This window comes from Nocardia sp. NPDC050406 (assembly GCF_044459025.1).
GTDB lineage: Bacteria > Actinomycetota > Actinomycetes > Mycobacteriales > Mycobacteriaceae > Nocardia.
The window spans coordinates 44,307-64,829 of the sequence record NZ_JBITIM010000004.1 but is presented as its reverse complement, the minus strand read 5'-3'; the positions used below and the strand labels follow the sequence as shown (position 1 = coordinate 64,829).

Here is a 20,523-nt window from a genome sequence, read left to right as displayed (position 1 = left end):
CACGCCTCTTTTCGGGCAAACCGTGCTTCTCCCCACACTTATCTCGGTTTGGTAACGCCCAGGCGGTGTCATCGCGATAGGCTCCTCGAGATGTATGGCCGCGGCCGCATGCCCATATGCGCGCGGCGGCCGTCGCACCACCACGATGCCGCCGGATTTCGGCAGGGAAAGTTCCGGCTGGCACTGACGAAAGGCCGGACAAAAACATGCGAGGCGTGGAAAGACGTCAGAGATCCCGCGGCTGGTTCAAGAAATCGGTAGTGGGTGTTGCTCTGGCGATGTTGCTGCCGTTCGGGGTGTCGGTGGCGGGCGCCGGTACCGCCAACGCCGCCTTCGACCCTGCCGGATTCGACTTCTGGGTCGACTCCAGCATGGGCCCGATCAAATCCCGCGTCTTCCGCGCGGCCGACGGCAACACCAACCGGGTCGTGTACGCCCTCGACGGCATGCGCGCCCGGGAGGACCTCAGCGGCTGGGAGATCGACACCGATGTCGCGCGCGGTCTGACCGCCGCCAACATCAATGTGGTCATGCCGGTCGGCGGCCAGTCCAGCTTCTACGCGGACTGGAACGCGCCGAGCACCATCTTCGGCCTGCCCGCCGGTTCCTCGGGCGGCTCGAACTCGGGCTCCGCCTCGGGCTCGGGCGCGCTGCAGCTGGCCGCGGGCGGCCCGGGCAAGAGCTACACCTACAAGTGGGAAACCTTCATCACCCAGGACCTGCGCAACGCGCTGCGGGATCGACTGGGCTTCAGCCCGTACCGCAATGGCGTGTTCGGCCTGTCCATGGGCGGTTCCGGCGCGCTGACCCTGGCCGCCTACCACCCGGACCAGTTCAGCTTCGCCGGTTCGTTCTCCGGCTACCTGAACATCTCCGCGCCCGGTATGCGTGAGGCCATTCGCGTGGCCATGGTCGACGCCGGTGGCTACAACGTGGACGCCATGGCGCCGCCGTGGGGCCCGCAGTGGCTGCGCATGGACCCGTTCGTCTTCGCGCCGCGTCTGAAGGCCAACAACACCCGCCTGTGGATCTCCGCCGGTAGCGGTCTGCCCAATGGCGACCCGGTGGCCTTCTCCACCCTGAACGGTATGGGCCTGGAGGCCCTGGCCCTGGTCAACACCCGCGCCTTCCAGGTGCGCATGGCCAGCCTGGGCGCCAACAATGTGAACTACGACTTCCCGGCCCTGGGCATCCACAACTGGAAGAACTGGGCGGACCAGGTTTACCGGATGATTCCGGACATGTCCAACAACATCGGCTGATAGCCACCTTTGTCGATAGCTGATCCGAATAGGCTGAGCTAGAAGGCAATTCGAACGGCCCCGCAGTCGCCATCACGGCGTCGCGGGGCCGTTTGCTGTCAGGTCACTAATTGGACTCGCCGTGGCCGACAACCGCAACAAGTTCGGTCGGACGTCCGATACTCGTGTGGTACCGAAGATCAATTCGGGGCGTCGCGACGCTCCGGAATACAGCTCGAATCAGCTCGTGAGAACTGCTCGGAACAACATCCGGGGTATCTGCTCCGGATGACTGCTCGGACGGAGGACGAGGTCGATGCGTGGTACCAGGTTGAAGCGATCGGTGCTGGGGATAGCCGCGGCGCTACTCCTGCCACTCGGGATTGCCGCACCGCTGGCCCCACCAGCCGCCGCGGCCTTCGATCCCTCCGGCTTCGACTTCTGGGTCGACTCCCCGGTCATGGGTCCGATCAAGTCCCGCGTCTTCCGCGCGGCCGACGGCAATACCAACCGGGTCGTCTACGCACTCGACGGTATGCGCGCTCCCGAGACGCTCAACGGCTGGGAGATCGAGACCAATGTCGCCCAGGTGCTCACCGCCAACAACATCAATGTGGTCATGCCGGTCGGCGGCCAGTCCAGCTTCTATGCCGACTGGAACGCGCCCAGCGACTTCTTCGGTGTGCCGCCGGGGTCGGCGGGTTCGGCCACCGGCTCGGGTGTCACCGAGATGTTCATGGCCGGGCCCGGCAAGAGCTACCGCTACGAGTGGGAGACCTTCCTGACCAACCAGCTGCGCTGGGCGCTACGGGATCGGTTGGGCTTCAACCCCTATCGCAATGGCGTGTTCGGATTGTCGATGGGCGGCAGCGCGGCCCTGGTGTACGCCAACTACCACCCCGACCAGTTCAGCTTCGCCGGGTCGTTCTCGGGCTATCTGAACATCTCCGCGCCGGGTATGCGCGAGGCGATCCGCGCGGCCATGATCGACGCGGGCGGCTACAACGTGGACTCCATGGCTCCGCCCTGGGGCCCGCAGTGGCTGCACATGGACCCGTTCGTCTTCGCGCCGACGCTCATCGCGAACAACACCAGGCTGTGGATCGCGGCGGGCAGCGGCCTGCCCATGCAGCAGGACCTCCAGATCCCGTTCGGGGCGGCGGCGGATCGCCTCGTCAAGGGCGGACCGCTGGAGGCGCTCGCACTGGCCAACACTCGGGCCTTCCAGGTGCGCATGATGTCGCTGGGCGCGCAGAACGTGGTGTATTCGTTCCCGAACGTCGGCCTGCACGCGTGGACCAACTGGCAGGACGAGGCCTATCGGATGATTCCGGATCTGTCGGCCAATATCGGCTGATTAGCTGTCGAACCCGTCAACACCCCTGGACGCATATCACGATTCCGCATCCAGGGGTGTTTCGATGTCGGTGCGGTTGCGGAAAACGCCTATAGAGAAAGTCCATAACAGCACGGCCTATGCGTTTCGGTGGCGGTCAACGGAGATCGGCGGAAGGCGAAATCGAATGCGGTCCAAGCGTTCTTCGGTACGTGCCACAGTGGCTGCCGTGGTGTGCGCGGTGACATTGCCGCTGGTAGCGGCGATAGGAGGGGGCGGCGCACCGGCCTCGGCCTCCTTCGATCCGGCCGGATTCGACTTCTGGGTCGATTCGAGTATGGGTCCGATCAAGTCCCGCGTCTTCCGCGCCGCCGACGGCAACACCCAGCGGGTGGTCTACGCCCTCGACGGTCTGCGCGCGCGAAACGACCTGTCCGGCTGGGAGATCGACACCGATGTGGAGCGCGTGCTGACCGCGTGGAACATCAATGTGGTGATGCCGATCGGCGGCCAGTCCAGCTTCTACAGCGATTGGGTGGCCGCCAGCAATACCAATGGACAGCAGAAGCCGTACGCCTGGGAAACCTTTCTGACGCGGGATCTGCGCAACGCGCTGGCCGACCGGTTGGGCTTCAGTCCGCGCGGCAACGGGGTATTCGGCCTGTCCATGGGCGGTAGCGCGGCCCTGGTGCTGGCCGCTTACCATCCCGACCAGTTCCGTTATGCCGCATCGTATTCCGGTTATTTGAATATTTCCGCGCCCGGTATGAAGGAGGGCCTGCGTGCGGCCATGTTGGATGCGGGCGGTTACAACATCGACTCCATGTGGGGTCCGCCGTGGAGTCAATTGTGGCTGCGCAACGATCCTTTCGTATTCGCACCCATGTTGCGCGCCAACGGAACTCGGCTGTGGATATCGTGCGGAAACGGACTGCCCGGTTTGCGGGATCAGGTCCGCCAGCCCATCGACGCCTTCCACATCACCAATGCCATGGGGCTGGAGACCATAGCGCTCGCCAATACCCGCGCCTTCCAGGCCCGACTCGACAGTCTCGGTCCGCACAACGCGCACTTCGACTACACCGGCGACGGTATCCACAACTGGTTCTACTGGCAGGATCAGGTGTTCAAGATGTTGCCGGATCTGAGCGCGAACATCGGTTAGCCGTAAGGTTTTTCCGGTCCGGGCGCGACATGTCGCGCAAAGCGCGATAAGGTCACCGCACGATTACGGTCACCGCGAGGGCGGATTTCGGCCACGTGATTGCCTCGGCCTTGCTAAGGCATTCCCGGTCGAATATCGTCCAGCGAGCGCAAGTGTGACCACATCGTGGTAGCGCCGCCGTTCGAAGTGGAGAGTCGGGATCCGCGGAGAACGGCTCGAGCGCACCGGCCACAACAGCAGAAAGAGAGCAGTATTCATGCGTTTCGGCAGGACCGCCGCGCGGGTGGGAGTCGAGTCGGGACGGCGGGGCGCTTCCCGTGGTTGGGCCAAGCGGATGGTTGCCGCTGGTGCGGCCGCGCTTGCCCTGCCGGTCGCCGCTGGCGTGGTTGCCCCGACCCTCGCCTCCGCCGCCCCCGTTCACGGACCGGTTTTGCGCGCGCCCGCGGGTGGTTTCGAAGAACTGATGGTGCCGTCCGGTATGGGTCCGATCAAGGTCCAGGTGCAGTGGGCGAGCCAGGGTGGCAATGCCGCCCTCTATCTCCTCGACGGCATGCGCGCTCGCGACGACCGCAATGCCTGGGCCAATGCGGACGAGGGCGGCGCGCCCGATATGTTCGCCAACGACAATGTCACCATCGTGATGCCGGTCGGCGGCCAGTCCAGCTTCTACCAGGACTGGTACTCGCCGTCGAACACCAACGGTCAGAAGTACACCTACAAGTGGGAGACCTTCCTGACCAAGGAGCTCCCCGAGTTCCTTGCCGGATACGGTGTTTCGAAGACCAACAACGCGGTCGCCGGTCTGTCCATGGGTGGCTCGGCCGCGCTCATGCTGGCCGCCTACCACCGGGACATGTTCAAGCACGCCTCGGCGTTCTCGGGCTACCTGAACATCTCCGCGCCGGGTATGCGTGAGGCCATCCGCCTCGCCATGCTGGACGCGGGCCGCTTCAACGTCGACTCCATGGCCGCGCCGTGGAGCCCGCAGTGGCTGCGCATGGACCCCTTCGTCTTCGCGCCGCAGCTGAAGGATCTGCCGATGTACATCTCGGCCGGTTCCGCCCTGCCGGGTCAGTACGACCGCCCGAATTCCGCTGTGGGCGTGTTCAATACCGGTAACGCCATCGTCCTCGAGGCGCTGTCGCTGGTGAACACCCGCGCCTTCCAGGCCCGCCTGGGCCAGCTGGGCATCGGAGCGCGCTTCGACTTCCCGGCCACCGGTACCCACACCTGGAAGTACTGGCACGATCAGCTGGCCAACGCGCGCCCCGACATCCTGCGCGCGCTGAACGCCTGATCCCCGAATCAATAGATTCGTAGCCGACGCCGGTAGGTTTCTGCGGAAACCTACCGGCGTCGCTGTTTTCCCGAGGCTTGTCCCGCGCGTCTCCCTGGTGATTCCTCCGAATAGCGGTAGAAACACTTTTGTGGCTGGTGTTAATGGTGGGGCGAAGCGGGTGAGGCGGTGGGCGGCATGCACCGCCGCCGCGCTGCTGCCATTGACGGCGGGACTCACCGTCGTGACCCCGGCCGCGGCCGAACCCCAGGCCGCGATGGGCGCTCCCGCGACCGTGCAGCGCGCGGTGTGGTTGAGCGACCGCCGGGTGGCGCTGTGGGTGTTCTCGCCCGCCATGGGCGAGGCGGTACAGGTGCAGCTGTTGCTGGCGCGGGACTGGAATACCAAGCCCGACGCCAAATTCCCGGTGCTGTTCATGCTCGACGGCCTGCGCGCCACCGACGAGGAGAACGGCTGGACCAAAGACGCCAGCGCCGACGAGTTCTTCGCCGACAAGAACGTCACCGTGGTGCTGCCGGTGGGCGGCCAGTCCAGCTTCTACGCCGACTGGCTGCAACCCAACAACGGACGCAACTACAAATGGGAGACCTTCCTGACCAAGGAACTCCCACCGCTGCTGGAGGGCCAGTGGCGGGCCACGAATGTGCGTGGCGTGGAAGGTCTTTCGATGGGCGGCACGGCGGCCATGTTCCTGGCCGCGCGCAATCCCGGCTGGGTGCGCCACGCCGCCTCCTACTCCGGCTTCCTGACCCTCACCACGCTCGGTATGCCGCAGGCGGTGAATTTCGCCATGCGCGATGCGGGCGGATTCGATTCCGAGGCCATGTTCGGGCCGCCGTCGAGTCCCCTGTGGGCCGAACACGATCCGTACCAGCTGGCGGACAAGCTGAAGGACATCAGCCTCTACGTCTCCAGCGGCAGCGGTACGGCGGGCGCGACCGATCCGCTCTCCGATATTCCGGGCATCAGCTCCAATTACGCGGGGATGGGCCTGGAGGTGCTGTCGCGGCTGACCACGCAGAACTTCGTCGCGAAACTGAACAAGATCTCCGTCCCGGTGCAGGTGAACTACCGTGCTTCGGGCACCCACACCTGGCCGTACTGGGATTTCGAGATGCGCCAGTCGTGGCCGCAGGCGGCCGCAGCCATGGGCGTGGACGGCACCCCGACCAACTGTCAGGTCGGCGGCGCGATCGCCGCGGTGGTGCAGGCCAACAACTGGCTGGGGCCGTGCCGGACCGGCGAATATCCGGTGGCTGGCGGTGTGGCACAGGACTTCTCGGGCGGTCAGGTCTTCTATTCGCAGGCCACCGGCGCGCTGCCGACGGGCGGCATGATCGGCGGCAGCTACCACGGGATCTCCGGACCGGGCAGCGGGCTGGGCCTGCCGACCGGCGGGGAGGCGGCGCTGCCGGACGGGCGCGGACGCTTCCAGCCCTTCCAGCACGGCTTCATCTACTGGACGCCGCAGACCGGCGCGCAGCCGGTGCGCGGCGCGATTCTCGACGAGTGGGCCAGACAGGGCTACGAGGGCGGACCGGCCGGTTACCCGACCGGTCTGGAACAGTCCACCCCCAGCAAGGACGGCGTGGTGCAGGGCTTCGAACACGGGCCCATGTACTTCAGCCCCAAGACCGGCGCGCACCTGGTGCAGGGCCTGATTCTCGGCAAGTACGCCCAACTCGGTTTCGAGAACAGCGTTTTCGGCTTCCCTGCCTCGGGGGAGGTGGGGCTGAAGGACTTCGGGCGGATGAGTCGGTTCGAGGGCGGCAATATCTATTGGAGCCCACTCTCGGGCGCGTGGGGCGTGCGCAACGGCGCGGTCATGGACGCCTGGGGCGCACTGGGTTTCGAGAACGGCCAGCTCGGCTTCCCGACCGGTGACGAAACGCAGATCCCCGGCGGCTCGCAGCAGACCTTCCAGGGCGGCACCGTCATCGTCAAGGACGACCGCGCCTCGGTGGTGACCATCGACGGCCGCCCCATCGCGCTACCGGCACCGCCCGCCCCGGCTCCAGCCGCGAATCCGGCTCGCCCGGAACAGAATCCGGCCGCCGCCGAGACGCCGACGCCGCAGGCACCGGCGGCCGCGCCGCAGCCTCCGGCCGCCGCGCCCCAGGCTCCGGCCGTACCCCAGAGCCCCGCGGCGGCGGCCCCGGAAGTCATGCCGTCGACCACCGCGCCCGCCGCGCAACAGCTTCCCACCCCGGCTCCCGTCGTCGCCCCGGAGCCCGCGGCGACGACCACACCCCAGGCCCCCGCGATCGTGCTGGAGATTCCCCCGGCACCCCAGCCCGCCGAGATCCTCCCGCAGGCTCCCTCGGTGGTGCCACCGGTATTTCCGGAAGGCTGATTCGGCCTGCTCGAGCGCGTGCGGCGGTCTGTGAACTGTATGAGGTTCGAAATGCAACACGGCACATCCGGCGACCTTACGGCTAGCCTGGGGTCCGACCTTGTGCCCTGATAGATCTCGAGGAAGCGATTTCATGCAACGGACCCGTGGAAAGGTGATCAGCGTGGTGGCGGCAGTTGCGGCCGCCGGACTGCTGGCCGCCTGCGGCAACAATGATTCGACCGCGACGAGCACGCCCACGCTGTCCGCGACCACGCAGGCGAGCTCCTCGGCCGCGCCGAGCACCACCGCGAATGCGCCCGAGTCGACCGAACAGTCGCAGCCGTCCGAATCGCCCGAGTCGGGCACCCCGGAGCGTCCCGAGCCGGTGCCGACCGAATTCGTCACCCCGCAGAGCGGCGCGGCGGCGCTCACCGACAAGGACAAGACCTACCTCGAGGAGCTCAAGAAGCGCGGCGTCACCCCGTCGTCGCCGGATATCGCGCTCACCGCGGGCAGCCTGGTCTGCCAGGGCAAGGCCGAGAACGCGCCCGAGGACCAGATCATCACCTACGTGACCGCCATCGCGGGCGCCGACCCGTCCTTCGACCAGAGCAAGATGCCGGTCGAGCAGGCCGGGAAGATCTACTACGAAGTCGCCTCCGCGAGTTACTGCCAGTGACCCCCCGCAGCCGCTCCGCACGCCGGTCCACGCGACGAGGGTGTCTGTACTTCCTCGCGGTGATCGCGGTGATCATCGTGGTGATCATCGTGCTCTGGTATCTGCTCGCGGGGCTGCTGCACCTTCCCAAACCACCCCGGCCGCCGGGCACCGAACCCCCGACGTCACAACCGGCTTCGTGCCCGGATGTGCTCATGCTGTCGGTGCCCGGCACCTGGGAGTCGAACAGTAACGACGACCCCTACAACCCGTCGGCGAATCCGGCCTCGATGATGTTGAACATCTCCAACCCGATTCGCGAGCGGTTCCCCAACGAGCGGGTGGAGGTCTACACCGTCCCGTACGTGGCGGAGTTCTCCAATCCCATCGCGTTGCCGCCGGACGGCCAGCAGTCCTACAACAACAGCCGCTCCGAGGGCACCGCCCGGGCCACCGACAAGCTCGCCCAGACCCACAAGGAGTGCCCGCTCACCACGTATGTGCTCGCCGGGTTCTCCCAGGGCGCGGTGATCGCCGGTGACGTCGCCGCGAATATCGGCGCGGGCAAGGGCCCGGTGCCCGCCGACAAGGTGCTCGGTGTCATGGTCATCGCCGACGGCCGCCGCACCACCGGTGACGGCCAGGCCACCGAGATCGGCGTGACCCCGCCCGGCGAGGGCGCGGAGGTGGCGCTCAAGGGCCTGAACGTCCCGGGCATAACCATGACCGGTCCGCGTCCAGGCTTCGGCACGCTCGCCGACCGCACCTTCACCATCTGCGCGCCCGGCGATCTCATCTGCGATTCGCCGCGACAAGCGTTGAACCCCTTCAACCTTCTGAACAGTGTGGGCACCCTGGTGCGCGCGGCGGGCAATCCGGTGCACAGCTCCTACAACGGGTATGTGGTGGACGAGAACGGCGCCACCGCGACCCAGTGGACGGTGAACTGGATAGCCGGTCTCATCGAGAACGCTCCGCACCCCCCGCATTCGTGAGCCGAGCCAGTCACGCGCCCGGGCGCGAAACAGCGTCCGGACGGCGCGAGTGGTCCCCCTCCAATCGGGGTCTTGCGCTGGCCGACAGAGCCCGTGGTTGCGCGCACACGCTGTAGAGTGCTGCGTTGATTGTGACGCCGGTCGATGAGGCCCGGCGGCGCGATGCGATCACTCTCAGCCAGGAGCACCGAGTTCATGACAGAAGTCGCCGTACCGGCCGGTCTGACGACCGCGCCGGGAACACCGCCGCGGGCTTTCCGCTTCGCGGCGGCGGGCGAGGGAAACCCGCAGGAAGGCGGGGCGCGCAAGTTCATCAAACTGGCGCAGCAGGCCGAGGACTTGGGCTACGACTGCTTCGCGGTGCCCGATTCGGTCGGCCCGCAGATCGGTCCGATCGCGGCCCTGGGCGCGCTGGCGGTGGCGACCGACCGCATCCGCATCGCAACCTCGATGCTGGCCAACGGTTTTCGGCATCCGGTGGTGTTGGCCAAGGAGGCCGCCACCCTCGACGTGCTCTCGCGCGGCCGCCTGGAACTGGGCGTCGGGGCTGGCTGGCTGGCCGACGACTTCCACGCCGCGGGCATTCCCTTCGAACCGCCCGCCACGCGGCTCGAACAACTCGACGAGACCCTGACCATCCTGGACGTGCTGCTGCGCGGACAGGAATGTCGCTTCGAGGGCAAGCACTTTCAGGTGCGCGGGGTCCGCGGCGCACCGCGACCTCGACAGGGCCCGCGACCCCCGCTGGCGACCGGTGGCGGCGGGCCGCGCATGCTCGCGCTGGCGGCCAAGCACGCGGATATCGTCTCGGTGATTCCGCCGAGCACGCGCGACGGGAAGATGCTCCTGTCGGGTATCACGCTCGATCGGACCATCGAGCGGGTGAAGCTGGTCGCGGCCGCGGCCGGACGCCGCTTCGCCGAGATCGAATTGAACTGGACGATCACCGCGGTGATCGTCACCGACGACCGCGAACGGGCCGCCGACATGGCCCTGGCCGCGATCGACAAGGGGCTGCACCCGAATCTGGAAGTGGACGTGACGCTGTCGGCCGAGGACATCCTCGAATCGCCCTATGTGGCGATCGGCACCCACGAACAAATCGCCGACCGGATCCGCCGGGTGCGGCAACTCACATCGATGTCCTATGTAGGCGTATTTCCCACTCAAATGGAGGCATTCGCACCGGTGATCCCATTGCTTCGGCACGAGTGACCAGGGAACTCGAGCCGCTCCGGAGACCGGCGCGAGCCGTCCTCTGTAACATGACCCTGGTTTGAGTACATCTAGCCAATAGGCGGTCACCGCGCAGACCGCAACAGAATTCTGCAGGTTGGCTCTTGAACGTTTCTGGAGCACCGGCGGGCGAAAGAGAGTCGGGGCCTCACAGGTAACAGCGGCCATGTCGCCGCCTTGCTGCGTGTGCCTCGGAGGAGAAGAAGGAATGGACGAGACTTTCGACGACTACCTGGACGAAACCGGGAAGATCACGATTCCCGAGGGTCGTACCCTGGTCGATTACGTCGAGAAGCACACGATCGGTAACGAAGCCAATGATCTGGCCTATCGCTACATCGACTACTCGCGGGAGCGCGACGGCGAGTATCAGGACCTGACCTGGAGCCAGTTCGGTACCCGGCTGCGCGCGGTGGCCGCTCGACTGCAACAGGTGACCAAGCAGGGCGATCGGGTCGCGATCCTCGCCCCGCAGGGCCTGGACTACGTCATCTCCTTCTTCGCCGCCATCTACGCGGGCTGCATCTCGGTGCCGCTGTTCGATCCCGAGGAGCCCGGTCACACCGACCGCCTGCACGCCGTGCTCGGCGACTGCACGCCCTCGGCGATCCTGACGGCCAGCTCCTCCGCCGCCGGTGTGCGTCAGTTCTTCCGCGCGCTGCCCGCCGCCCAGCGTCCGCGCATCATCGCCGTCGACGCCATTCCCGACAGCGTCGGTGAGACCTGGGTGCGCCCGGAGATCACCGTGGACGACATCGCCTACCTGCAGTACACCTCGGGCTCGACCCGGGTTCCGGCCGGTGTGGAGATCACCCACCGCGCGGTCGGCACCAACCTGCTGCAGATGGTGCACTCGCTGGACCTGAACTGGAGCTCGCGCGGCGTCACCTGGCTGCCGCTGTTCCACGACATGGGCCTGCTGACGGTGATCCTGCCCGCCGTGGGCGGCAAGTACATCACCATCATGTCGCCCTCGGCGTTCGTGCGCCGCCCCTCGCGCTGGATCAACGAGCTGGCCGCGGTGGCCGACGGCGCCGGAACCTTCGCGGCCGCACCGAACTTCGCCTTCGAGCACGCCGCCGCGCGCGGCCGCCCGAAGAACGGCGAGACCCTCGACCTGTCGAATGTCATCGGCCTGATCAACGGCTCCGAGCCGGTGACCGTGTCGTCGATGAAGAAGTTCAACGAGGCGTTCGCGCCCTACGGGCTGCCCAAGACCGCCATCAAGCCCTGCTACGGCATGGCCGAGGCCACCCTGTTCGTCTCGGCCACCCGGCACGAGGACGAGGCCAAGGTCATCTACGTCGACCGCGACGAGCTCAATGCCGGTCGCGTGGTCAAGGTGGAGCAGGGCACGCCCAACTCCATCGCCCAAGTGAGCTGCGGCTATGTCGGCCATTCGCAGTGGGCGACCATCGTGGACCCCGACAGCATCGACGACCCCGAGGGCTCGCTGGAGCTGCCGGAGGGCCGGGTCGGCGAGATCTGGCTGCACGGCAACAACATCGGCATCGGCTACTGGGGTCGCGAGACCGAAACCCAGAACACCTTCCGCAACCGGCTGGTGCGCCGCCAGCCCCAGGGCAGTCATGCCGAGGGCGCCCCGGAGGACGCCTACTGGATGCGGACCGGCGACTTCGGCGTCTACATCGACGGCGAGCTCTACATCACCGGCCGCGTCAAGGACCTGGTGATCGTGGACGGCCGCAACCACTACCCGCAGGATCTGGAGTACTCCGCGCAGGAGGCCTCCACCGCGCTGCGCCCCGGCTTCGTGGCCGCCTTCGCCGTCCCGGCGAACCAGCTGCCCGCGGAAGTCTTTGCCGCCGACAGCCATTCGGGTCTGAAGTTCGACGCCGACGACGCCTCCGAGCAGCTGGTCATCGTGGCCGAGCGCGGCCCGGGCGCGGGCAAGGCCGATCCGCAGCCCATCGCCGACGCGGTGCGCGCGGCCATCTCGCAGCGCCACGGCGTGACCGCCCGCGATATCCTGCTCGTTCCCGCGGGCTCGATTCCGCGCACCTCCAGCGGCAAGATCGCGCGCCGCGCGTGCAAGGCCGCGTATGTGGAGGGCACACTGCGGGGTGGTTACACACAGCAAGCTTTCCCCGATGCACCAGACGAGGAGTGAGGCCTAGCCTCACACGCGATGGCGCGGGCCCGGTGCGGCCCGCGCCATTCACTGCATTCACTGCCGTGCACCCGACGCAGACAGGTAGCTTGAGGAATTGATGGCTGAGAACGAGGGCAACGTCCCCACCGACACGACCGAGACCGCCGCGACGGAGTCGACAGCGGGTGCCGTACAGCCCTCGGGCACCGAGGTGGCGCAGCCTTCGGGCACGGATATGTCGGTCGCCGAACTGCGGGAATGGTTGCGGCGCTGGGTCGCCGACGCCACCGGCCAGCCGGTCGAGCAGATCACGGTGGATCGGCCGATGGAGGAGTTCGGGCTCGCTTCTCGGGACGCGTTGGCGCTCGGCGGGGATATCGAGGACCTCACCGGCGTGGTGCTCAACGCCACCATCGTCTATCAGCATCCGACCATCGCGTCGTTGGCCGAGCGCATTGTGAACGGTGAGCCGGACGCACCCGCCGATGTGGCCGACGATGCCTTCTATACCGCCGGATACCAGCCGGGCGAGGCGCACGATATCGCCATTGTCGGTCTGGCCACCCGCCTTCCGGGCGCGGGTGACACTCCCGAATCGACCTGGGAGTTCCTCATCAATCGCGGTGACGCCATTCGCGACCTACCCGAGGGCCGGTGGGACGAGTTCAAGGGCGACCCGCAGGCCGCGTGGGCGATCGAGCACGGCAATACCAGCGGCGGCTACCTGGACCAGGAAGTGGTCAAGGGCTTCGACGCCGAATTCTTCGCCATGTCCCCGGTCGAGGTCGAGCGCGTCGATCCGCAGCAGCGCCTCATGATGGAGCTGACCTGGGAAGCCTTGGAGCACGCGCGAATTCCCGCGAACGAGCTCAAGGGCCAGCAGGTCGGCGTCTACATCGGCTCGACCGGCAATGACTTCATGCTGATCGCGGCGCTCGGCATGGGTAAGGAACCGGACGCCAACACTCCGCTGTCGGCGGAGGCGTACGCCATCATGGGCAGCGTCTCGTCCATCATCCCGAACCGCGTCTCCTACTTCTACGACTTCCGCGGCCCGTCGGTCTCCATCGACACCGCGTGCTCGTCCACCATGGTGGCGGTGCACGAGGGCGTCCGGGCACTGCGCAACGGCGACGCCGACGTGGCGATCTCCGGCGGCGTGAACATGCTGCTCGCCCCGCTGGCCACCCTCGGCTTCGACGCCAACGGCGCGGTCGCCAAGGACGGCCACATCAAGGCGTTCTCGAAGGACGCCGACGGCATGGTCCGCTCCGAGGGCGGCGGTCTGGTGGTCCTCAAGCGTCTCGCCGACGCCGAGCGCGACGGCGACAAGATCTGGGCGGTCATCAAGGGCACCGCGGTCAACAACGACGGCCGCTCCAACGGCCTGCTCGCGCCGAATCCGGACGCCCAGGCCGAGGTGCTGCGCCGCGCCTACCGCGACGCCGGAATCGCGCCCTCCACAGTCGATTACATCGAGGCACACGGCACCGGCACACTGCTCGGCGACCCCATCGAGGCGGACGCCCTGGGCCGGGTCGTCGGCCGTGGCCGCGAGGCCGACAAGCCCGCGCTGCTCGGCTCCGCCAAGTCCAACTTCGGTCACCTGGAGTCCGGCGCGGGTGCGGCCAGCCTCGCCAAGGTGATCATGGCGTTGCAGCACAACGTCATTCCGCCCAGCGTCAACTACTCCGGACCCAACCCCTACATTCCGTGGGACCAGGCGCATCTCAAGGTCGTCGAGGAGCCCACCGAATTCCCGCGCTACAGCGGCAAGGCCACCATCGGCGTCTCCGGTTTCGGCTTCGGCGGCACCAATGCGCACCTTGTCATCCAGGAGTACGTGCCCACCCCTGCCACTCCCGAGGTGACCGCCACCGACGACCTCGACAACGAGGCCACCGATGTGCTGGCCGAGGCCGAGAAGGTGCTGGAAGCCGCTGCGCCGGAACCGGAATGGGCCGAGCGCGACGAGCCGCTGCCGGTCATCCTGCCGGTCTCGGCCTACCTGCCCTCGCGCCGCAAACGCGCCGCCAAGGATCTCGCCGACTGGCTGGAATCCGAAGCGGGACAGGCGACTCCGCTCGAGAATGTGGCCCGGGCGCTGGCCAAGCGCAATCACGGCCGCTCGCGCGGTGTGGTCATCGCCAAGAATCACGAAGAGGCCATCGCCGGGCTGCGCGCCATCGAGGCCGGTAAGCCCGGTCCCGGCGTCTTCACCGCCGATGCCCCGTCGGCTCGTGGCCCGCTCTGGGTGATGGCCGGATTCGGTGCACAGCATCGGAAGATGGGCAAGCAGCTCTACCAGGAGAACCGGATCTTCCGCGAGGCCGTCGACAAGGTCGACGAGCTCGTGGAGGACGAGGCCGGGTACTCGGTCAAGGACATGATCCTGGACGACAGCCAGGATTGGGATATCGGCACGGGGCAGGTCGGCACCTTCACCATTCAGGTGGGTCTGGCCGCGGTGCTGCGCGCGCACGGCGCGGAACCCGAAGGCGTGGTCGGACATTCGCAGGGCGAGGTCGCGGGCGCGTACATCTCCGGCGGTATGAACCTCGAGGACGCGGTGCGGGTCATCTGCTCGCGCGGTCGCCTGATGGGCGAGGGCGAGGCCATGATCACCGACGACCAGGTGCGCAATATGGCGCTGGTCGAGCTGAGCGCCGCCGATATCGAAGCCATGCTGCCGGAGTACCCGGATGTCGAGGTCGCGGTGTACGCCGCGCCCACCAACACCGTCATCGGCGGCCCGCCGGATCAGGTGCACGCCATCGTCGCCAAGGTCGAAGAGCAGGGCAAGTTCGCTCGCGTGCTCCAGACCCGAGGCGCGGGCCACACCTCCCAAATGGATGTGCTGCTGGGTGAATTGGCCGCCGAGCTGGCCGGTATCGAGCCGACCAAGCTGAAGACCGACCTGTACTCGACCGTCCACGAGGGCGCCCGCTACGCCGCGGGCCACGACCCCATTCACGATGTGGACTACTGGGTCAAGAACATGCGCGGCTCGGTGTACTTCACCAATGCCGTGCGCCAGGCCGTCGACGCGGGTATCACCACCTTCCTCGAACTGGCCCCCAATTCCGTCGCGCTCATGCAGGTGCTGGGCACCACCTACGCGGCGGGCGTGCACAACGCCGCGCTGATTCCGACGCTCAAGCGCAAGGAAGACGAGTCGGCGGCGGTCATCGCCTCGCTCGCGCAGCTCTACGTCAACGGCCACTACGTGGACCTGTCGTCGCTGCTGCCCGCGGGCGACTTCGCCGATATCCCGCGTACGGCGTTCCTGCGCAAGGAGTACTGGCCCAAGGTCGGTATCGCCTCGGGTTCGGGCAGCGGCCGGGCGCCGGGCTCGCATGTGGCGCTGCCGGACGGCCGCCACGTGTGGGAGGTGCAGGCGAGTGTCGTCACCGACCTGAAGCAGCTCGTGAGTGCCGCTGCGGCGCAGGTGCTTTCGGATGTGAGCACCGGAGCGTCCTACGCGTACGGCGAGATTCCCACCTCGGGCACGCTGACCACCACGCTGACCCCGTACCCCGGCGGTGCGGCGGCGCAGGTGCACGCCAAGCAGGGCAATGCCTTCACGCTGCTGTTCGACGGCGTGGTCACCTCCGGCGCACCGCTGCCGGAACCGGTCGCGCCGCAGCCGGTCGCGCAGACCGCCGCCCCGGCCGCCGCGGCCGAGGTCGCCGAAATCCCCACCGAGCGTTGGGATCCGAACGGCACGCAGACCGTGGAACAGCGCCTGGCGATCATCGTGGCCGAGTCCATGGGCTACGCCGTCGAGGATCTGCCCATGGAGATCCCGCTCATGGAGCTGGGCCTGGACTCGCTCATGGCCATGCGCATCAAGAACCGCGTGGAGTACGAGTTCGATATTCCGCAGCTCCAGATCCAGGCGGTGCGCGATGCCAGCCTGCTCGAGGTCGGCAAGGTGCTGCGCTACGCCATCGAGCACCGCGAGGAATTGCAGTCCATCGCCGAGCGCCAGGCCGCCGGTGAGGAGATCACCGTCGACGCCGATTTCGTCGCCGCCGCGCGCGCGGCGCTGGCCGCGGGTGAGGACCCGGCGGCCGTGCTGCCCAAGCCCGAGGCCTCGACCGGCACCGCCGCCACCACCGAGGCCGACGAGCTGGACAACGTGACCGACGACGTGGTCGCCGAGGCCACCGAGATCACCACCGAAGCGGCTGTGGGCGAAGCCCTTTCGGCCGACGACGTGGAGTCGGCCCCGCCCGCCGCGCCGACCGACGAGGACAATGTCCCGCCGCGCGATGCCGCCGAACGCCTCACCTACGCCACCTGGGCCGTGGTGACCGGCAAGTCGGCGGGCGGCATCTTCAACGCGCTGCCGGTGCTCGACGACGCCACCATGGACAAGCTGGCGGCCCGGCTCTCGGAGCGGGTCAAGGCGCAGATCGATATCGACGAGCTGCGCGATGCCGAGACCATCGAGAAGATGGCCGATATCGTGCGCGGCTATCAGGACAAGGCCGATGTGGACGGTTTCGTGCGCACCCTGCGGGCGCGCGAAGCGGGCTCGGATGCGGTGCCGGTCTTCGTCTTCCACCCGTCGGGCGGCAACACCCTGGTCTACGAGCCGCTGTTGAAGCGCATTCCGGCCGGGACGCCCATGTACGGCTTCGAGCGGGTCGAGGGATCCATCGAAGAGCGTGCGCGCCAGTACATTCCGGAGATTCGCAAGATTCAGCCGGAGGGGCCGTACGTGTTCTACGGCTGGTCGCTGGGCGCGGTGTTCGCGCTGACCGTCGCGCAGATCATGCGCGAGGAGGGCGCGGATGTGCGCTTGGTCGGGCTCATCGATCTGGCGATTCCGACCGAGGGCGAAGACAATTCGCCCGCCGGTCGGGTGGAGCGGATCAAGCGCTTCCAGACCTTCGCCCAGAAGACCTACGGATTCCAGGGTGAACTGGATGACGAGCAGCTCGAGGAACTGGCGGCCGCTTCCGACGAGGAGCAGTACCAGATCGTCATCGAGCTGGTGAAGTTCGCGGGTGCGAACATCCCCGGCGGCGTGCTGGAACACCAGCGCACCTCGTGGATCGAGAGCCGTGAACTCCAGAAGGTCGAGCCCTCCCGGTACGACGGCGACGTGGTGCTCTACCTCGCCGATCGCTACCACGACGGAATCATCGAGTTGGAGCCGCGTTTCGCGGAACGCCAGGAGAATGGCGGCTGGGGGGAGCACATCCCGAATCTGGAGATCATCCACATCCCGGGTGACCACCTGCAGATCATCGACGAGCCGCGCATCGCCACCATCGGTGCCGACCTCACCAAGAAGCTGAGTGAGATCGACACCACTGCGAAATAGCTCGAGAGTGAAAAAGGTTCTGCGAAAGTAGGTTTTGCCGAAAGGAGCCCCGTTGACCACCACCGCCGAGAAACTCGCCGACCTGCGACAGAAGTTGGAAGTCGCGAGAGAACCGGCGGGGGAAGCGGGGGTGGCGAAGCGGGCCCGCAAAGGCATTCCGTCGGCCCGCGACCGCATCAATATGCTGCTGGATCCGGGTTCCTTCGTGGAAATCGGTGCGCTGGTGCGCAATCCGGGTGACAAGAAGGCGCTCTACGGCGACGGCGTCGTCACCGGGCACGGTTTGGTGAACGGCCGCCCGGTGGCGGTGTTCTCGCACGACCAGACCGTCTACGGCGGTTCGGTCGGTGAGATGTTCGGCCGAAAGGTCGCGGGCATCATGGAATTCGCCGCCAAGGTCGGCTGCCCGGTGGTGGGTATCAACGATTCCGGCGGTGCGCGCGTGCAGGAGGCGGTGACCTCACTGGCGTGGTACGCGGAATTGGGCCGCCGCCAGGAACCGCTGTCGGGACTGGTGCCGCAGATCTCCATGATTCTCGGAAGTTGTGCGGGCGGTGCGGTGTACGCGCCCATCAATACCGATGTGGTGGTGGCGACCGAGGCCGCCTATATGTTCGTCACCGGCCCCAAGGTGATTCGCGAGGTCACCGGTGAGGATGTCAGCCTCGAAGAACTCGGTGGCGCGCACAGCCAAGCGCAGTACGGCAATATCCACCATGTCGCCAAGGACGAGGAAGCGGCCTTCGAATGGGTGCGGCACTATCTGTCGTATCTGCCGTCGAGCTGCCAGGAATTGCCGCCGATAGTGAATCCCGGTCTGGAGCCGGAGATCACCGAGTCGGACCTGGAGCTGAACTCGATCGTCCCCGATGCCGACAATGCCGGGTACGACATGCACGAGATTCTGCTGCGCATCTTCGACGACGGCGATTTCCACGAATTCGGGGAATCCGCGGGCAAGAACGTGATCTGTGGCTTCGCCCGGGTGGACGGGCGCAGCGTGGGCGTGGTCGCCAATCAGCCGCTGGTGTACGCGGGCGCGTTGGATGCCCGGGCCTCCGACAAGGCCGCGCACTTCATTCGACTCTGTGACGCCTTCGAAATCCCCTTGGTGTTCGTGGTCGACACCCCGGGCTTCCTACCCGGCGTGGAACAGGAGAAGATCGGCGTCATCAAACGCGGCGGCCGATTCCTGTTCTCGTTCGTGGAGGCCACCGTCCCGAAAGTCACTGTCGTCATTCGCAAGTCGTACGGCGGCGGGTACGCGGTCATGGGCTCCAAACAGTTGGGCGCCGATGTGAATCTCGCCTGGCCGACGGCGCGTATCGCTGTCATGGGCGCGGAGAGCGCGGTGAGTCTCATCGGCGCGAAAACCATCGACGCCGCGCCCGAGGAACAGCGGGCCGCCATTCGGCAGCAGATGATCGATTTCTACAACGCGACGGTGGCGACGCCGTGGGTGGCCGCCGAGCGCGGCTATATCGACGCGGTAATCGAACCCGCCACCACCCGCCTGGAAATTCGCAAGGCCCTGCACCTGCTGCGCGACAAATCGGTGGCGCGCAACCCCCGCAAACACCACTTGCTCCCGTTGTAGCGGTATCGGGGGCGGGCGACCGATCGCGCCACGACACCCCCGATTAACGCCGAATCGGTCGGTCGATAGGCCGCCATATGAGAGCCTTCAGCTATGAGTAGCTCACCGAAGGCCGTACTCGAAGGCGGGCCCGACGGCCTGAAGACGCGGATCGTCCCCATTACGCCGCCGGGCATCGAATTGCGGGTGGCCTTCGGGGACGGCTACGAACGCTTCAAGGTCACGCCGCGTTGGGCCGACACACCGGAAGGCAGCCTTCCGGTGTACGAATGGGTCGCCCATATCGCCCGGTGAGTCAGTGCGCGTGCTGGGCGCGGCGGATGGGCTGCCGCGTCGGTACCGGATCGTTGGAGAGGAAGTCGGAGATCAAGGGGTAGACGGTTTCCGGCTTCTCCATGACCAACAGATGTGATGTGCCCGGTACGACAGCCAGCTCGGAGTCGGGGACGGCGCGATAGAGCTCGATGGTGTGCTCGAGCGCGACCGCGTCGTCGTCGCCCGCGACCACCAGGGTGCGGGGGGTGAGGGCGCGCAGGTCGTCGGGGTTGAGTGTGGGCTGCGTGCGGCCCATGTCGAGGAGTTTGGCCACCAGCACGGGGTAGTGGTCCTCGCCGTGCGGTGAGACCTCGCCGTAGCGAGCCCCCAGGAACTGCACCGTCTCCTCGTCGTCGAAGCCGTCGAGCACGCCCGGCAAGACGCCGTCGTGGTGGTAGTTGCCGCTGATCAGGACGAGCTTGCGCACCAGATCGGGCCGCCGAAGGGCAACCAGCAGAGCGACATTCGCCCCGTCGCTGTGCCCGACGAGGTGGGCCGGTCCCGGTACGACCTTCTCCAGGAACGCGATCATGTCCTCGGCCATGACGTCGTAGGACAGCGGCCCCTCGACATCCGGCGTATGCCCCTGCCCGCGCCGGTCCACGGTGAACACCTGGAATCGATCCACCAACAGCGGCAAGGCGGGCTTGAACATCCGCGAATCGACGAATCCACCATGCAGCAACACCACCGGCTCGCCGTCCCCATGGACGTCGTACCAGGTCGCCACATCCCCGAGCTGAACGTTCACCATGCGAACCATCCTCCCGGTCGGCCGACGGTGACCTCACACGGGGGCCGATCAAACGGTGAGCCGCCGCGGCGGGATCCCGCGCTGTACATAGCAATGTGCCCCCTTCCAGCTTGCTGGAAGGGGGCACGAGATCCCAGAGTGGGAAC

Annotated in this window: 12 protein-coding genes and 1 pseudogene; 12 read left to right on the top strand and 1 reads right to left on the bottom strand. The window is 67.0% G+C overall.

Going from position 1 to position 20,523, the window contains the following annotated elements; translation table 11 throughout:
* Positions 1 to 206: 206 nt before the first annotated feature.
* From ACIBH2_RS29040 to ACIBH2_RS28985, 12 genes and pseudogenes are all read left to right on the top strand, one after another.
* Positions 207 to 1,262, top strand: a complete 1,056-nt coding sequence (locus ACIBH2_RS29040) for an alpha/beta hydrolase (protein ID WP_397123204.1) — start codon at positions 207 to 209, stop codon at positions 1,260 to 1,262.
* A 295-nt stretch (positions 1,263 to 1,557) separates the two neighbouring features.
* A complete protein-coding gene (locus ACIBH2_RS29035; RefSeq protein WP_397123202.1) occupies positions 1,558 to 2,598 on the top strand; it encodes an alpha/beta hydrolase in 1,041 nt (346 codons plus the stop codon).
* Positions 2,599 to 2,764: 166 nt separating this feature from the next.
* Positions 2,765 to 3,742, top strand: coding sequence for an alpha/beta hydrolase (locus ACIBH2_RS29030; protein ID WP_397123200.1), 978 nt, complete (start codon positions 2,765 to 2,767; stop codon positions 3,740 to 3,742).
* A 256-nt stretch (positions 3,743 to 3,998) separates the two neighbouring features.
* Positions 3,999 to 5,039, top strand: coding sequence for an alpha/beta hydrolase (locus tag ACIBH2_RS29025; protein ID WP_397123198.1), 1,041 nt, complete (start codon positions 3,999 to 4,001; stop codon positions 5,037 to 5,039).
* A gap of 160 nt (positions 5,040 to 5,199) precedes the next feature.
* Positions 5,200 to 7,002, top strand: a pseudogene (locus tag ACIBH2_RS29020) (alpha/beta hydrolase-fold protein); the annotation flags it as partial.
* 523 nt (positions 7,003 to 7,525) lie between these two features.
* The gene (locus tag ACIBH2_RS29015; RefSeq protein ID WP_397123196.1) at positions 7,526 to 8,053 is read left to right on the top strand and encodes a DUF732 domain-containing protein; all 528 of its coding nucleotides are present in this window, start codon (positions 7,526 to 7,528) and stop codon (positions 8,051 to 8,053) included.
* Positions 8,044 to 9,027: a cutinase family protein gene (locus ACIBH2_RS29010; RefSeq protein WP_397124235.1), complete on the top strand. Its 984-nt coding sequence runs from the start codon at positions 8,044 to 8,046 to the stop codon at positions 9,025 to 9,027. Before ACIBH2_RS29015 ends, ACIBH2_RS29010 begins: the two co-directional genes overlap by 10 nt.
* Before the next feature lie 195 nt (positions 9,028 to 9,222).
* Positions 9,223 to 10,242 carry a TIGR03621 family F420-dependent LLM class oxidoreductase gene (locus ACIBH2_RS29005; protein WP_397123194.1) on the top strand — a complete coding sequence of 340 codons (1,020 nt, stop codon included), beginning with the start codon at positions 9,223 to 9,225 and terminating at the stop codon, positions 10,240 to 10,242.
* Positions 10,243 to 10,471: 229 nt separating this feature from the next.
* Positions 10,472 to 12,394, top strand: a complete 1,923-nt coding sequence (gene fadD32, locus ACIBH2_RS29000) for a long-chain-fatty-acid--AMP ligase FadD32 (protein WP_397123192.1) — start codon at positions 10,472 to 10,474, stop codon at positions 12,392 to 12,394.
* 100 nt (positions 12,395 to 12,494) lie between these two features.
* Complete coding sequence (gene pks13, locus ACIBH2_RS28995; protein ID WP_397123190.1) at positions 12,495 to 17,711, top strand: polyketide synthase Pks13; 5,217 nt, start codon at positions 12,495 to 12,497, stop codon at positions 17,709 to 17,711.
* 52 nt (positions 17,712 to 17,763) lie between these two features.
* Positions 17,764 to 19,308, top strand: coding sequence for an acyl-CoA carboxylase subunit beta (locus ACIBH2_RS28990; protein WP_397123188.1), 1,545 nt, complete (start codon positions 17,764 to 17,766; stop codon positions 19,306 to 19,308).
* A 93-nt stretch (positions 19,309 to 19,401) separates the two neighbouring features.
* Complete coding sequence (locus ACIBH2_RS28985; protein WP_397123186.1) at positions 19,402 to 19,602, top strand: DUF5988 family protein; 201 nt, start codon at positions 19,402 to 19,404, stop codon at positions 19,600 to 19,602.
* A gap of 1 nt (position 19,603) precedes the next feature.
* Here the strand turns inward: ACIBH2_RS28985 and ACIBH2_RS28980 are convergent, their stop codons facing one another.
* Positions 19,604 to 20,377: an alpha/beta fold hydrolase gene (locus ACIBH2_RS28980; protein WP_397123184.1), complete on the bottom strand. Its 774-nt coding sequence runs from the start codon at positions 20,375 to 20,377 to the stop codon at positions 19,604 to 19,606.
* Positions 20,378 to 20,523 lie beyond the last annotated feature (146 nt).

Excerpts from the sequence above, each read along its gene's own strand:
- ACIBH2_RS29040 (WP_397123204.1), top strand. The coding sequence starts at position 207 with ATGCGAGGCGTGGAAAGACGTCAGAGATCCCGCGGCTGGTTCAAGAAA.
- pks13 (WP_397123190.1), top strand. The coding sequence starts at position 12,495 with ATGGCTGAGAACGAGGGCAACGTCCCCACCGACACGACCGAGACCGCC.
- ACIBH2_RS28985 (WP_397123186.1), top strand. The coding sequence starts at position 19,402 with ATGAGTAGCTCACCGAAGGCCGTACTCGAAGGCGGGCCCGACGGCCTG.
- ACIBH2_RS29035 (WP_397123202.1), top strand. The coding sequence starts at position 1,558 with ATGCGTGGTACCAGGTTGAAGCGATCGGTGCTGGGGATAGCCGCGGCG.
- fadD32 (WP_397123192.1), top strand. The coding sequence starts at position 10,472 with ATGGACGAGACTTTCGACGACTACCTGGACGAAACCGGGAAGATCACG.
- ACIBH2_RS29025 (WP_397123198.1), top strand. The coding sequence starts at position 3,999 with ATGCGTTTCGGCAGGACCGCCGCGCGGGTGGGAGTCGAGTCGGGACGG.
- ACIBH2_RS28980 (WP_397123184.1), bottom strand. The coding sequence starts at position 20,377 with ATGGTGAACGTTCAGCTCGGGGATGTGGCGACCTGGTACGACGTCCAT.
- ACIBH2_RS29005 (WP_397123194.1), top strand. The coding sequence starts at position 9,223 with ATGACAGAAGTCGCCGTACCGGCCGGTCTGACGACCGCGCCGGGAACA.
- ACIBH2_RS29030 (WP_397123200.1), top strand. The coding sequence starts at position 2,765 with ATGCGGTCCAAGCGTTCTTCGGTACGTGCCACAGTGGCTGCCGTGGTG.
- ACIBH2_RS29015 (WP_397123196.1), top strand. The coding sequence starts at position 7,526 with ATGCAACGGACCCGTGGAAAGGTGATCAGCGTGGTGGCGGCAGTTGCG.